Origin of the sequence: Chitinophaga pinensis, from assembly GCF_007896845.1 — a bacterium.
GTDB classification, from domain to species: Bacteria; Bacteroidota; Bacteroidia; order Chitinophagales; family Chitinophagaceae; genus Chitinophaga; species Chitinophaga pinensis_C.
In genome coordinates this window covers 134,178-148,767 of sequence record NZ_VOHS01000009.1, presented here as the reverse complement: position 1 = coordinate 148,767, position 14,590 = coordinate 134,178, and the positions used below count along the sequence as shown (strand labels likewise).

11 protein-coding genes are annotated in these 14,590 nt (G+C 45.4%); 5 read left to right on the top strand and 6 right to left on the bottom strand.

What is annotated here, in order from left to right:
* Window positions 1-158 precede the first annotated feature (158 nt).
* The 6 genes from FEF09_RS11880 to FEF09_RS11855 all read right to left on the bottom strand — a co-directional run bounded on the left by FEF09_RS11880 (window position 159) and on the right by FEF09_RS11855 (window position 6,883).
* Window positions 159-1,199, bottom strand: a complete 1,041-nt coding sequence (locus tag FEF09_RS11880; RefSeq protein ID WP_146305314.1) for a rhodanese-related sulfurtransferase — start codon at window positions 1,197-1,199, stop codon at window positions 159-161.
* Between the two features lie 192 nt (window positions 1,200-1,391).
* Complete coding sequence (locus tag FEF09_RS11875; RefSeq protein WP_146305313.1) at window positions 1,392-1,598, bottom strand: hypothetical protein; 207 nt, start codon at window positions 1,596-1,598, stop codon at window positions 1,392-1,394.
* A gap of 407 nt (window positions 1,599-2,005) precedes the next feature.
* Entirely contained in the window at window positions 2,006-4,555 is a 2,550-nt protein-coding gene (locus FEF09_RS11870; protein ID WP_146305312.1) for a DUF5686 family protein, read from the bottom strand.
* Window positions 4,556-4,680: 125 nt separating this feature from the next.
* Window positions 4,681-5,046, bottom strand: a complete 366-nt coding sequence (locus FEF09_RS11865; protein ID WP_146305311.1) for a hypothetical protein — start codon at window positions 5,044-5,046, stop codon at window positions 4,681-4,683.
* 200 nt (window positions 5,047-5,246) lie between these two features.
* Window positions 5,247-6,428 carry a trans-sulfuration enzyme family protein gene (locus tag FEF09_RS11860; protein WP_146305310.1) on the bottom strand — a complete coding sequence of 394 codons (1,182 nt, stop codon included), beginning with the start codon at window positions 6,426-6,428 and terminating at the stop codon, window positions 5,247-5,249.
* A gap of 35 nt (window positions 6,429-6,463) precedes the next feature.
* Window positions 6,464-6,883, bottom strand: a complete 420-nt coding sequence (locus tag FEF09_RS11855; RefSeq protein ID WP_089806958.1) for an OsmC family protein — start codon at window positions 6,881-6,883, stop codon at window positions 6,464-6,466.
* 125 nt (window positions 6,884-7,008) lie between these two features.
* Here FEF09_RS11855 and metX point away from each other — a divergent pair, with 125 nt between their 5' ends.
* The 5 genes from metX (at window position 7,009) to FEF09_RS11830 (ending at window position 14,503) form a co-directional block, all read left to right on the top strand.
* Window positions 7,009-8,031, top strand: a complete 1,023-nt coding sequence (gene metX / locus FEF09_RS11850; protein WP_261387429.1) for a homoserine O-acetyltransferase — start codon at window positions 7,009-7,011, stop codon at window positions 8,029-8,031.
* Between the two features lie 425 nt (window positions 8,032-8,456).
* Complete coding sequence (locus FEF09_RS11845) at window positions 8,457-8,828, top strand: hypothetical protein (protein ID WP_146305308.1); 372 nt, start codon at window positions 8,457-8,459, stop codon at window positions 8,826-8,828.
* A 141-nt stretch (window positions 8,829-8,969) separates the two neighbouring features.
* Entirely contained in the window at window positions 8,970-10,271 is a 1,302-nt protein-coding gene (locus FEF09_RS11840; RefSeq protein WP_146305307.1) for a TolC family protein, read from the top strand.
* 15 nt (window positions 10,272-10,286) lie between these two features.
* Complete coding sequence (locus FEF09_RS11835) at window positions 10,287-11,366, top strand: efflux RND transporter periplasmic adaptor subunit (protein ID WP_146305306.1); 1,080 nt, start codon at window positions 10,287-10,289, stop codon at window positions 11,364-11,366.
* Window positions 11,367-11,380: 14 nt separating this feature from the next.
* Window positions 11,381-14,503, top strand: coding sequence for an efflux RND transporter permease subunit (locus FEF09_RS11830; RefSeq protein WP_146305305.1), 3,123 nt, complete (start codon window positions 11,381-11,383; stop codon window positions 14,501-14,503).
* The last annotated feature ends 87 nt before the right edge of the window (window positions 14,504-14,590 follow it).

Sequence of the window (14,590 nt, the reverse complement as noted above, 5' to 3'; positions counted from 1 at the left end):
AGATAAGACTGTTCTACATGCTCAATTACTCCGCCCCGCCGCAGAAGATACAACGCGGGGCGGTTTTTTTTAAGGCGTTTGATTTATATTAAATAGAAAGAGGCTGCCCGGGATTTCCTGAGCAGCCTCAATTTTTATATATTCTCACTAATATACAATCACTCGTTTTCGCGCTCCAATCTTGGACGCAGTCGTTGTTTTGACTTATTGAAGATCATCTGCCCCTTGTCAACACCCTTCCTCAGTTCATCACGCTCCTCTTCCGGCAGATGCAATACGTTCTTACAATCTGCACTACAGGTACCTTCATAAGCTGCCGCACACTCTTCACACTGTATAAATAACAGATGACACGCATCATTCGCACAGTTGGTATGTGTGTCAGAAGGTTTACCACACTGATGGCACTTACTGATTACCTCATCGGTTATACGTTCTCCCAGACGATCATCAAACACAAAGTTCTTTCCTTTGAACTTCAGTGGCAAACCCTGTTGTTTCGCCTTATTGGTATACTCAATAATACCTCCTTCCAGATGAAATACGTTTTTGAAACCGTTGTGCAACATATAGGCAGACGCCTTTTCACAACGGATACCACCCGTACAATACATCACGATATTCTTGTCTTTCTGATCTTTCAGCATGTCAACCGCCATTGGCAGCTGGTCACGGAATGTATCAGAAGGAACTTCTATCGCATTCTGAAAATGCCCTACCTCATATTCGTAGTGATTACGCATATCCACGACGATCGTATCAGGATCTTCTGTCAGCTCGTTAAAAGCTTTAGCATCCAGATATTGGCCTCTGTTGGACATATCGAAAGTCGGATCTTCAATACCATCGGCCACGATTTTCTCACGTACCTTGATTTTGAGTACCCAGAAAGATTTTCCATCATCGTCAACAGCGATGTTCAGACGGATACCATTCAGGAAAGAATAAGAATAAAGCACATCTCTGAAAGCGTCAACATTGTATTCGGGAACGCTGATCTGTGCATTGATACCCTCATGGGCAACATAGATACGACCGAATACCCCTAAGGTAAACAGACGTTCGTACAGTTCATTTCGGAAAGCAGTGGGATCTTCGATCTTTGCGTACTGATAGAAGGAGATAGTGGTGCGGCGAAATGTTTCAGCCGCCAGCCGAACTTTCAGTTCAGCCGCAGAAACTCTGTTGTGTAATGCCATTTTTGTCGTTAAGAAATTTTAAGAACACTTGCCTTGTGAGCAAAATTTCATTTTTGCCTCACCGGTACTGATTATCAAGCAGTTTCTTTCAATAATATGCCTGAAAATCTGTCTGATTTTTCCGGTTCAGCCCCGCAAAGATAGCAAAACTTGCACTACGAATAAATGACAGTCGTCATAGAGATAGCTGACTCAACCCTGCCAGACTTCTGTCTCCCTTGACCAGTCGTACAAAACGGCAGTCATGTAGTAAGCCGCAGCACTGATAATCAGTACATAACCGGCAAAACCGATGGTCATAAATTCAGGAGAAGCCGTCCACTCATTCAATTCCGCTACATACGCCACTGTGGCCATTAAAATTCCTAATATGAAAGCGATTAGCGCAATTCTCTTCATAAGGGGATACGTTTCGTTAAAGATTCACATGAAAGTGTTAGACGATATACGGGCAAACTGGCTCAAAATATGTTTACTCACTATAATAACAGGTCAAATCGTGAAATTGTTCAGGTAGGTTTAACATATCCTAACCTTTGTAACTATTTGATTATTATCGTATATAAATAAACTTTAAGACTTGGCATCCTTTTTGAAATTAAGGTATTGGACAAGCAAATTCGAGTTTAACCCAAAAATGTTAATTATGAGTACAGTTTTTCTCTACATTTTTTACCTGATAGTCGGTTTATGGATATACCGTCTTCTGGCTTACTTCTACGATCGTGATCCCAAAGAAAGCTACAAGGCAAGAAAACAAAGAGTTTAAGGCAAGCAGGGAAAGTCAATAAAAGGGCTTTCCCTTTTTATTGCACGGTTTCATCCTGTTGTGGTCTTACAAAACTGCCGAATAGTCCCCCAAAGCCGAGCCGCACGCCTATCCGGGTATTATCCTTACTCTGATAGCCGGCTATGACATCAACGCGCAGTACCTTCAGAATATTTTCCAGTCCGGCAAAAACTTCCACATAATTATTGTCCCGGTTGACATAGAACGCATTTGACCCTGCTACCAGATTCCATTTCAACCGGTTAAACAGCGGAATCTTGTTTGTCAGCAGTCCGTTAAAATGATGTTCTACATTCGCAGTACCGAAAAGCGAAGCCGTGTTACTATAACGATAATAAGGCGCCAGCTGGAAGCTATTGAGATACTTGATATTATAAAACATCTGATTTCCATTAAAATGCTGGAAGTCAGGAATATCTACACTTTTGCTATTGAGGAATCCACCCGCCCCAAAACGATACTGAAATTCCCCGAAAAGACGCAGATTGACATTATCCCGGATCTCAAAATTCCATTTGTCAAAGTTTGCATCACTCCCGGCAATGTCCGGAATACCTTTACTATACGCAACCCGGAAGATGGGATATTTGGAACCAATGGCCACTTTCCTGTCGGGTAATTCTATAAAACGCTGCCCCGGCTGGAAAGAAAACGCCAGATTCAATACCAGTGCCTGATTCCTTTCAAATGGAATCCCTGCCAGTTCATACGGATGGTTGGGAAGGAAATGTTTACCGGTATCTTTTCTGAAACTGTAGTCAGTCGTATTCTGTACCGGGATCCTGTCTTCGTAGGAGATGCCGGCTGAAATAGTAGCACTGCTCTGGAATCTCCGACGGAATCGCAGTTCACCAAACCAGTTCTCATACAACTTCATATAATTATCCTTAAATAATAAGGTATAGAAAATATTAGCGATCGGTGAAACCGGATTGTCCCTGTTGAACTGAGACACCCTTTTACCTCCACCTGCAGTCCACGTATTGTAGCCATAACGGCCACCCAGCTTTGCCTCTTTCCGCCATGACACAAACGTGTAAGCATTCAGATGGGTATTGCTGAATCCATACCTGATCCTCGGGATAATCCGCAGTTGTTGGTTGCGCGGAAGGTCCAGATCCAGTTCTGGTTCCACATTCAGGGAGATTCCTTCCACAGTATTATATTCCAGCTGGGTCAATAACGACTTCATACTGAAATCGTGAGAATAGATCCCTGTATCCCGGCGGAAGTAAAACTTGTGCGCTGCGCCCCCCATGCTATACAGGATCTGGGACAGCTTGATTGGTTTTTGATGCGCTTTCAGGGTATCCAGCCGCCATTGTGAACGACTACTGTCCCGCCTTGCTCTGGCCGTACTGTCTTTTTTGCGGAAATCTGTCACTTCTTCAGGTTCCAGTGGCACCGGACGAATACTGTCCCAATACGCCAGCTGTTTACTGTCGAAAGCCGTATCATACCGCATGATAGTCCGGTCGAAGTATTTTTTTGTGAAATTCGGCTGCAGGTTGTAATTGGAATATACATTCACAAAACTACCTGCCACGTTAAAGCCAAACTGTTTAATCGTCAGATTGATGACCTGATCTTTCGTCCGCCATACTTCATTATTCACAGGTACATGGATCTGCGTGATATGCAGGGTATCCATGATTTCCAGCTGATATTCCTGTGTCACCATCAGGTCTACGCTATGTATGCGCCAGTCATTGTCTGTAATAAAGATATAGCCGGAGAACAGGGGTTCATATTTACGCCGGGGAATCACTTTAATCTTGTTCACCGTTTTACCATCATCCTGAAATACACCTTCCAGCCGATATTTATAATACAGCAATGCGTTTTCAGAAATAGGCGATATATATCCTCTTTTGCTGAATTGCGACACCATCGCCGTTACATTATTCTCATAAAAGTCTATAAAGGCCGGAAAGCTGAACCCGAAGCCACCCCCACTCTGACGGGCGGACAGCACTTCCACTTTAATATCGTCCGGTCTTTTCACGGCTACCTTTGTAACGGATTCCGACAGGAATAATACCCCTTTTCTGGTAGAGTCCAGTCCCATGTCTTCGACATCTTCTGCGCCTATCTTTTTACCAAAGAAGCTGCCGGGCATATCCCGCATTTTGAAGACACCTTTAATATAGTCGTTACAGGTATATTCTTTTACCTGATCAAGATAATAGCCACGTTTCTTAATCGCCTGACGGATAATTGCGTAGGCAGGATCTTCTCCGCCTGACTTTACGATCACTTCTTTTATCTGCAGGCTCAATGGTGACAATGTAAAGTCCAGGGTCTGCTCTGCGCCGGTCACTGTGATCTGCTGCTCTCCTTTTTTATAACCCATATACTGACACACCAATGTATAGCTACCTGCCGGCACATCCAGATGATACTGGCCTGCCGCATTGGTCGTCGTACCATTGGTGGTACCTTTGATAAATACTGATGCAAATGGCAAAGTTTCATTCTTGTCATTTGTTACCTTGCCCCGTATGATACCCGCCTGGGTATAATAAAAGCTGGTCAGCAGAATAAGGCTTAGTAAAATTTTGGGCATATTTGACAATTATGATATTTCCCACTATCCGTGCAGCAGGTTCTATCAAATAAATATAACGTTTAAGGGTAAGATGCGGGTATGCCGCGGTGCTTTTATATGAAATTTAACAAGCGGGCCGGTGTTTATGAGATAACGGCTGCGGGTTTCTTTTTATAACGCAGATAGCTGCCTGTCAGTCCGCCGAAACCAGCTGTCAGTCCGCCGATAAACGCACTGATCACCCCGATGAGTATCGGATTTCTGACCTTCACGATCAGTTCACTCATTCTGTTGGCGAGGATATGGTCATTCTGGATATCTTTAAAAAATGCCAGTGCCAGCCATAAAAGGAAGACGGCGATAAATCCGTTCAGGAATGATCTTAATGGCGGCAAAGGTATCAGTACAGCTACCAGAAATGCAGCTACTGCTACTGTCCACCAGGTGAAAAAGTAGCCACCCAGATAACTGAGTGCAATGATCAATATAAAGCGAGGAACGGATTTCATATATGTAAGATACGAAATATGCGCTAAAGTGAGCTCCGTATATCTACGCAATCTTTCTGTAATAAAGCAGATATATGCCGGCTATGAATAGCCGTATGGGCCTGCATATAATGCCACAGCAGGGGCAGATGGCATCTAACGGTCAGCGGTATATTTTCCGAAAAAAACCGGGAGCTTATCAGGGCTCCCGGTTGCTATTACTATTTACTTTGTTCGAGTGCCTGCAGAATATCTTCGAGGATATCCTGTGCGTTTTCCAGTCCGACAGAAATACGGATCATGCCCGGTGTAATACCCACCTGTGCACGTTCAGCATCGGTCAGCTTCGCGTGTGTGGTACTGGCCGGATGAGAAGCGATACTTCTGCTGTCACCCAGATTGGCGGTCAGCGTCAGCATCTTCAGTGCATCGAGGAAGCGGGTACCGCTTTGCAGTCCGCCTTTCAGTTCAAAGCACACGATACCACCACCTGCGCTCATCTGTTTTTTAGCGATTGCGTGCTGCGGATGGCTTTCCAGCATCGGGTATTTCACCCAGCTGATATGCGGATTATTTTCCAGCGCTTTTGCCAGTGACAGTGCGCTTTCGGAATGACGCGCCATACGGATATGCAGGGTTTCCAGACTTTTGCTGAGTACCCATGCATTGAATGGGGACATAGCAGGTCCGGTGCTGCGGCAGAAGGTATGTACTTCCTTGATAAGATCTTTACGACCTACTACAATACCTCCCAGTACGCGGCCCTGTCCGTCCATCCATTTGGTGGCGGAGTGGGTCACGATATGAGCGCCCTGTTCGATCGGACGTTGCAGTACCGGCGTTGCGAAGCAGTTATCAACGTTGAGGATAACGTTATGCTTGTTGGCGATAGCTGCCAGCACGCTCATATCAACGATCTCCAGTCCCGGATTGGATGGTGTTTCCACGAAGATCATCTTTGTATTAGGCTTGATCAGCGCTTCTACGGTCTCCGGTTTGTTGATATCAAAATAGCTGTATTCAATACCCCATTTAGGGAGGAACTTCGTGATAATGGTATGTGTAGAACCAAAGATTGAGCTGGCTGACACCAGATGATCTCCTGCGTTCATCAGAGCCATAAAGCTGGCAAATACCGCACTCATACCAGAGGCAGTAGCAAATCCGGCTTCTGCACCTTCAAGGGCACATACTTTCTGCACGAATTCATCTACGTTCGGGTTGCTGAAACGTGTATAGATATTGTTATCCGTTTCATCTGCGAAGGTAGCACGCATCTCTTCCGCGCTGTCATAGGTAAAGCTGGAAGTAAGGAATAATGGCGTGGAGTGCTCCATCTGCCATGTCTTTTCTGTCTGAATCCTTACTGCATTGGTCTCCGGCCGGTATTGGTCTTTCTCCATCGGTATATACTAATATAATGGTATGTAAAATGATATTAACCGTTCACCCTTGTTTCCCAGGTGAGGTCTCCACCTGCCCTGCGCAGGGTTTCTGCTACAGAACAATATTTGGTCATAGACAGTTCTACTGCACGGGCAGCTTTGTCAGGATCGATGTCTCCGCTGAGATGAAATATTATGTGCACCTTTTCCCAGATAGAAGGCTCTTTGCCCTTTTCTCTTTCCCCGTCAATCTCGATACGGAAATCAGTAAGTTCCTGGCGTTGCTTCTTCAGGATCATGGCAACGTCAATAGCGGAACAACCTCCGAGGCCCATCAGGAGCATCTGCATAGGTCTTACGCCATTATTTTTGCCTCCATTTTCCACGGAAGAATCCATCTGCACTGTGTGTCCGCCTTCATCCACCGCTTCCATATTGAACGCATCATCTAATCTCTTGAGTGATATCTTCATTGTATCTAAATTATATCTCCAAAGATAACTAGTACGCAGGCAAATCCCAAATGCCCCTTTGTACCAAAGTCATTATGCATTAAGCATTTTTTAACTTAGCTTTGCCCCCAAATTTTTCAGGGGCATTGACAGCAAAGAACTTCTATAGCAACCAGGCGTTTACCTTGGAATCCGGTGCAGTATTGCCGGAGCTCCACATTGCTTATCATACTTATGGTACCCTCAACAGTACGGGAGATAACGTAGTTTGGATCTGTCACGCCCTGACGGCCAATTCTGACGTGATGGACTGGTGGAAAGGCCTGATTGCAGCAGGGCATGCCATTGATCCGGAGCGCGATTTTATCGTGTGTGCCAATATCCTTGGCTCCTGTTATGGTACTTCCGGTCCGCTGTCCAACAATCCTGTCAGCAACCAGCCTTACTTCCACTCCTTCCCCCAGATCACCATCCGGGATATGGTCAGCGCACATGTAAAACTGCGTGAACACCTCGGCATCCGGCAGATAAGGCTGCTGGTGGGTGGCTCTATGGGTGGTTATCAGACCCTCGAATGGGCTTTACTGGAGCCAGCCGTTATCCAACGTCTCTGTCTGCTTTGCACCGGGGCTTCCGAGAGTGCCTGGAGCATCGCTATCCATACCGCCCAGCGTCTCGCCATACAGGCAGACCAGACCTGGCAGGAAAATTCCTATGCTGCTGGTGCACAGGGGCTTAAAGCAGCCCGCGCCATCGGTATGCTCACTTATCGCAACTACCAGACCTTTGTCAGAGCCCAGACTGACCCTGATAATGAAAAAACCGACCATTTCCGGGCTTCTTCCTATATCGAATATCAGGGTGATAAACTGGTAAAGCGTTTCAATGCGCAGTCCTACTGGCTGCTCAGTAAAGCGATGGACAGTCACAATATCTCCCGTGGCCGCAATACCGATCTTGCCGGTGCGCTGGCACTCATCTCCCAGCCTGCCCTCATCATTGGTATTACCAGCGATATATTATGTCCACCGGAAGAACAGTTATTCCTCTCACAACACATCCCACAGGCCACCTATCATGAGATAGACTCTACGTATGGCCATGATGGTTTCCTGATTGAATTTGAAAAGATCAATAAACTGATGATCAGCTGGAGTGGTAACAATTAGCCGCACGAAAAAGGGCCGGATATATCATAGATCAGTTTGCTATGTCTAAGTTGAACTTTTTCAGGAGATAAAAGACCAGCGTCTTTTATCTGGCTTGCATTACCTCATATGCGCTCCCATTAAACCTTCTTTATCGTCTTATTAAGCCGCTGACAGTACGTTTATAAACGGACCGCAAACGGCGTGATAAGATCATAGTAACATGATAGTACAGCATACCGGACGATTCCTGACGGGCCTTATCCGGTACAGGAAAAAACGGCACAAACACCCCTAAAAAGCCCGGCCAGTGCATATTCCATGCATTTATAACACATATATTGTATGGCCTTCGGAATCGTTAAAATCCCATTAAAATGGGCTTAAAGTTCCTTAAGACAATAACTATTATACATACGTCAATCTATATTTGTATTGTTAATACTATGACAAGGTTTTTTGCATACATATTACTCTTCATTCACGTCAACACGACGATGTTCGTTCCGGTAACGGACGAGAAGGACGTATATGATGCATGCGGCCGTCAGATCAATGATATTAACACCTTCCTCGGCCTGATCGATCAGATCATTCTCGGGAATACAGAAATCACTACGCAGGACGAAGACGATGACCTTGCACACTATTTCACCGGCAGCTCGGGCGTAACCTGTTACGTCTCCAATACGCAGGAAATAGTATTGACGAGAGATGAGCCTACCACGGCAGATCTTGCAGTTGCTTACCCCCCTTCAGAAGTGCAGAAGATCAGCTCTATCGCCTACGATATCCTCACCCCGCCCCCGGAGGCCTGATTGTCATACCATTCTACAGATCTCTCATTATGCGAGCACGTTAGACAACTATAAACGGTTGACTGACAGAACCTTTTTGTGCCTGTATTGTTGATCTTTTCACGTACCCTCTTTTTGTAAAATATTATTTAAACGAATCAAATGTCTAGTAAGGACGCGCGCATAGCCATGTTCTGCCGGATGCTTCTCTGCTGTGCCCTGTTATTGACAGCTAAGCTGTCCGTACAGGCCCAGGATACCTTGCACATTACCCTTCAGGATGCAGAAAAACAGTTTCTTGAAAAGAATCTGCAACTGCTGGCGGAAAAATATAATGTATCCATCGCACAGGCTGAAATTATTCAGGCAAAGCTTTATAACAATCCTAATCTTACCCTCAGCGGTAACCTTTACAATCCGGATAGAAAAAAATTCTTCGACGTCAGCAATCAATATGGCCAATATGAAGTGGGCATACAGCAGCTGATATCACTCGCCGGTAAAAGAAATAAACAGGTGCAGCTGGCCCGTACCAATGCCAGTATGGCCGAAAATGCCTTTTTCGATCTGCTGCGCACCTTGCGCTTCACACTGCGCAGTAACTTCTATCAGGCCTACTATCTGCAAAACTCCATGAAAGCCTACGAAGAGCAGATCTCTTCTCTGGCAAAAATGGACGCTACTTATAAAGACCTGCAGCAGAAAGGACTCGTTACTCTGAAAGATGCCGTACGACTACGCTCTCTGTTATATAGTCTGCGTGCAGACCGTACCAACATGCAGAACCAGCTGAACGATCTTCAGTCGGAAATACAGCTGCTGCTGCAAAACAACCACGCATGGTTTGTATTAGATATGCCGGATGATGCGATTGCAGGCATTCCGGAAATCAGACAAACCAGTCTGCAGAGCCTCGTAGACAGCGCTTATGCCAACAGACAGGACCTGCAACTCGCACAAAACAACCTTCGTTATAACCAGCAGAACTATAACCTGCAAAAAGCAATGGCAGTACCCGATCTGACACTGGGCGCCAACTTTGACAAACGCGGTAGTTTCGTGGACAATGCAACCTTTCTGAATGTCGGTATCGACCTTCCTTTCTTCAACCGCAATCAGGGTAATATCAAAGCGGCCAGATACAGTATGGACCAGACAAAACTACTGGTACAACAACAGACACAGGCTGTAGAAAATGAAGTGCAGACGGCATATGCGAAAGCCATTAATACTGATAAAATGCTGGAAACAGTCGATCCTGCTTTCCGTAGCCAGTTTGAGCAATTGTTACAGGCGATCACAGATAATTTTCTGAAAAAGAATATCAGTCTGCTTGAACTGACAGACTTCTATGATTCCTATAAGGAGAATATGCTCCAGCTCAACCAGCTGCAGAATGCCCGGATGCAGGCAATAGAAACGCTCAACTTCGCAGTGGGCAAAACCATGTTCAATAACAAATAATAATTGAAACCAGTCATGAAATCTTTCGCTATATATCTTCTGCCACTTGCCTTTGTAAGCATGCTCTCTGCCTGCGGCTCCCATGAAACGGAGAATAAAAAGGACGAGCCGGCTGTATCTGATAGTCTGATTAAAAATGTAGAAACAGCTACTGCCAAAATGGAAGAGCCTTCCGAATCTATCAAGCTGAATGGTAAGATCCAGCCGGATGAAAGCAAACAGTCAAAGGTGTTTGCGCTCGTAAGCGGTAAAATAAAAAGTGTGCAGGTCGAACTGGGCGACTATGTTAAACAAGGTCAGGTACTGGCCGTTTTACAGAGTGCCGAAGTGGCCGGCATCACCAATGATGTGTCTATTGCAGAATCCAGTCTGGAGATGGCAAAAAAGAATGTGGAAACACAGAAATCCCTTTTTGAAGGCAATCTCGCTACACAACAGGATTATCTTTCTGCACAGATAGAATACAAAAAAGCGCAGTCAGAACTGAACAGGGCCCGTCAGGTAGCCAACATCAGTGGTGGCAGCAGCGCCGCTTATACATTGAAAGCGCCGATCAGCGGTTATGTGATCGAGAAGAACATCACCGGCAATTCTGAAGTACGTCAGGACAACAACAACAGTCTCTTTACCGTAGCTGATCTGTCTACCGTATGGATCATTGCAAATGTATATGAATCTGATATCGCCAATATACGTTTAGGCGACGAAGTGAGAGTAAAAACACTGGCAAATCCGGAGAAAGAATACCTCGGTAAAATAGATAAAGTATACAATGTACTGGATCCGGCAAACCGTACCATGCAGGTACGTGTCAGCATGCCGAATGCTAACGGTGAGTTGAAACCTGAAATGTTTGCCACTGTGAAAGTGAGCGCCAAACCTACCGGCGCAGTACTCAGCATTCCTGCAAAGGCAATGGTGATGGATAACAGCAAACAGTATGTAGTAGTGAAGAAAGCAAATAAGCTGGAGATAAAGCAAATCAGCCTGTTGCGCAGAATTGAAGACCGTGCATTTATCTCCGGTCTGGAAGAAGGTGATCAGGTGGTTACCTCCGCGCAGGTCTTTATCTACGATGCTCTTAACTTAAAATAATCAGGCAGAATCTCATGCAGAAGATAATAAAATCAGTCATTGCCTTTTCCTTGAAGAATCGGCTCTTCATAGGTTTTGCCACACTCCTGCTCATTATATGGGGTGTGATCGCATTTAGAAATATTCCTATTGAAGCATTCCCGGATGTAACAAATACACAGATCACTATTATCACCCAATGGCCCGGCAGAAGCGCCGAAGAGGTGGAAAAATTTGTAACGGCTCCTATTGAGATAGCCATGAACCCCGTGCAGAAGAAGACTTCCGTACGTTCAACCACGGTGTTCGGACTATCCGTAGTGAAAGTGATCTTTGATGATAATGTAGATGATCCGTTTGCACGTCAACAGGTAAACAACCTCTTACGCGACATCGAATTACCGGAGGGTGCAGAACCAGATGTACAGCCTCCTACCGGTCCGACGGGAGAAATATTCCGTTATACACTGGAAAGCAAAACCAAAACGGTAAAAGAACTGAAAACATTGCAGGATTGGGTGATAGAACGCCGCCTGCTGAATGTTCCGGGTGTTGGTGATGTAGTAAGTTTTGGTGGTGAGGTAAAGACTTATGAGATCACGGTAAATCCACAGAAACTGGCTTCTTATGATATCACGCCACTCGATGTCTATAGTGCGATTTCAAAAAGTAATATCAATGTGGGTGGAGATGTCATCGTCGATAATTCACAGGCATATGTTGTACGTGGTATCGGTCTGCTGAATAACGCAGAAGAAATCGGTAACATCATTGTAGACAATATCAATAACACTCCTATTCTGGTAAAAGATATCGCGCAGGTAGATGTATCTGCTCTGCCGAGACTCGGACAGGTAGGCCGTGACAAGCAGAATGACGTCGTAGAAGGTATCATTGTGATGCGTAAGGGCGAAAACCCCAGCGAGGTGATCAAACGTGTGGAAGACCGTATTAATTATCTGAATGAAAAGGTATTGCCCGCGGATGTGAAAATCAACACCTTCTACAACCGTAACAATCTGATTGAATTCGCCACACATACCGTACTGCATAACATGCTGGAAGGTATCATCTTTGTAACGGTGATCGTTTTCATCTTTATGGCAGACTGGCGTACCACAGTGATTGTGGCCATCGTAATACCACTGGCACTTTTATTTGCATTCATCTGTCTGACGCTGAAAGGCATGTCAGCCAATCTGCTGTCGATGGGGGCGATAGACTTCGGTATCATCATTGACGGAGCCGTCGTGATGGTCGAAGGGATCTTTGTATTGCTCGACCATAAGCAGCAACAGATGGGTATGGAGAGGTTCAATAAACTATCCAAACTGGGTCTGATCAAACAGACAGGTGGAGAACTCGGTAAAGCGATCTTCTTCTCCAAACTGATCATCATTGCCGGTTTGCTGCCCATCTTCTCCTTTGAGAAAGTGGAAGGCAAGATGTTCTCCCCGCTGGCATGGACATTGGGTTTTGCGTTACTGGGTGCACTGTTGCTGACCCTGACACTGATACCGTTGTTAAGTAGTTTGTTGCTGAAAAAGAATGTACGCGAGAAACACAACGTATTCGTGGAAGCCATCACCGGTGGTGTTATGAAAATGTTCTCCCGTACCTATCATCACAAACGTATGACTTTACTGCTGTCAACGGTGTTGGTGGTGGTTGGGCTGTTCAGTTTCAGATTTCTCGGCTCTGAGTTCCTGCCGGAGCTGGATGAAGGGGCTATTTATATCCGTGCGACCTGTCCGCTGAGTGTATCACTGGACGAATCAAAAACACTGGCCAATAAAATGCGCCGTATCATCCTTGCTTTCCCGGAAGTGAAACAGGTGATGTCGCAGACGGGCCGGCCGAATGACGGAACAGATGCTACCGGATTCTATAACATTGAGTTCCATGTAGATATTTATCCGAAGAATGAATGGAAAAGTGGGCTGACGAAAGAGGAACTGATTGACAAAATGCAACAGCAACTGGCGGTCTATCCGGGTGTAAACCTGAACTTCTCACAGCCGATCATGGATAACGTAGAAGAAGCCGTATCCGGGGTAAAAGGATCGCTTTGTGTAAAAATCTATGGTGATAGTCTGACTTACACAGAAGCCCGCGCAAACGAGGTGTATGACATCATGAAGGACATTCCGGGGGTAACTGACCTTGGTGTGATCAAAAATATCGGTCAGCCGGAAATGAGAATTGACCTTGATGAAAATAAAATGGCCCTTTATGGCGTTACTACTGCGGACGCGAATGCGATCATAGAAATGGCGATCGGGGGTAAAGCCATCACGCAGATTTATGAAGGAGAGCGTAAATTCCAGTTACGGCTGCGCTATGAAGAGAAATACCGCAACACAGCAGAAGCAATCAGTAATCTGATGGTCCCTACCCTGCGAGGTGCACGTGTGCCGATCAAGAATATCGCCACTATCCGTACACTGACTGGTCCGAGTATTATTTTCCGCGACGATAACAGACGCTATACCGCCGTTAAGTTTTCTATCCGTGGGCGTGATATGGGTAGCGTAATAGGAGAAGCACAAGATAAGGTAGATAAAAAGGTAAAGCTGGATAAAGGCTATGAAATGCAGTGGGCGGGTGACTTTGAAAATCAGCAGCGTGCTACCAAACGTCTGACGGAGGTAGTGCCTATCAGTCTGATGATCATCTTCCTGATCCTGTTTGTGATGTTTGGTAATGTGAAAGACGCCGGTCTGGTATTAATCAACGTACCGTTTGCCATTATCGGGGGTATTGCCGCCCTGCTCATATCGGGTACAAACTTCAGTATATCAGCAGGTATCGGTTTTATCGCATTGTTCGGCATCTGTATACAGAATGGGGTGATCCTGATATCAGTATTTAAGAATAATATGCAGTCGGTCAAACGACATGAATTTAATAAACATACACTGGAAATAGCTATCAGAGACGGGGTACGTACGAGAGTACGTCCGGTGGTAATGACAGCATTGATGGCTGCAATCGGACTTTTACCAGCAGCACTGTCCAGGGGAATTGGTTCTGAGACTTCCAAACCACTGGCCATCGTAGTAATTGGCGGCTTGATCACTGCCACAATACTCACGCTGCTGGTATTCCCTCTGTTCTTCTACCTGGGTTACAGGAAAATGGGGCAGAAACTGGATTAGTAAATTTATATTTATCAGGAACGAAAGGGGCTCATAATGGGCCCCTTTTTTATTTAGAACTTAATCCCTTTCCGGTTGTTAACTATA

Excerpts from the sequence above, each read along its gene's own strand:
- FEF09_RS11875 (WP_146305313.1), bottom strand. The coding sequence starts at position 1,598 with ATGAAGAGAATTGCGCTAATCGCTTTCATATTAGGAATTTTAATGGCC.
- FEF09_RS11860 (WP_146305310.1), bottom strand. The coding sequence starts at position 6,428 with ATGGAGAAAGACCAATACCGGCCGGAGACCAATGCAGTAAGGATTCAG.
- FEF09_RS11865 (WP_146305311.1), bottom strand. The coding sequence starts at position 5,046 with ATGAAATCCGTTCCTCGCTTTATATTGATCATTGCACTCAGTTATCTG.
- FEF09_RS11830 (WP_146305305.1), top strand. The coding sequence starts at position 11,381 with ATGCAGAAGATAATAAAATCAGTCATTGCCTTTTCCTTGAAGAATCGG.
- FEF09_RS11840 (WP_146305307.1), top strand. The coding sequence starts at position 8,970 with ATGTCTAGTAAGGACGCGCGCATAGCCATGTTCTGCCGGATGCTTCTC.
- FEF09_RS11870 (WP_146305312.1), bottom strand. The coding sequence starts at position 4,555 with ATGCCCAAAATTTTACTAAGCCTTATTCTGCTGACCAGCTTTTATTAT.
- FEF09_RS11845 (WP_146305308.1), top strand. The coding sequence starts at position 8,457 with ATGACAAGGTTTTTTGCATACATATTACTCTTCATTCACGTCAACACG.
- FEF09_RS11880 (WP_146305314.1), bottom strand. The coding sequence starts at position 1,199 with ATGGCATTACACAACAGAGTTTCTGCGGCTGAACTGAAAGTTCGGCTG.
- FEF09_RS11855 (WP_089806958.1), bottom strand. The coding sequence starts at position 6,883 with ATGAAGATATCACTCAAGAGATTAGATGATGCGTTCAATATGGAAGCG.
- FEF09_RS11835 (WP_146305306.1), top strand. The coding sequence starts at position 10,287 with ATGAAATCTTTCGCTATATATCTTCTGCCACTTGCCTTTGTAAGCATG.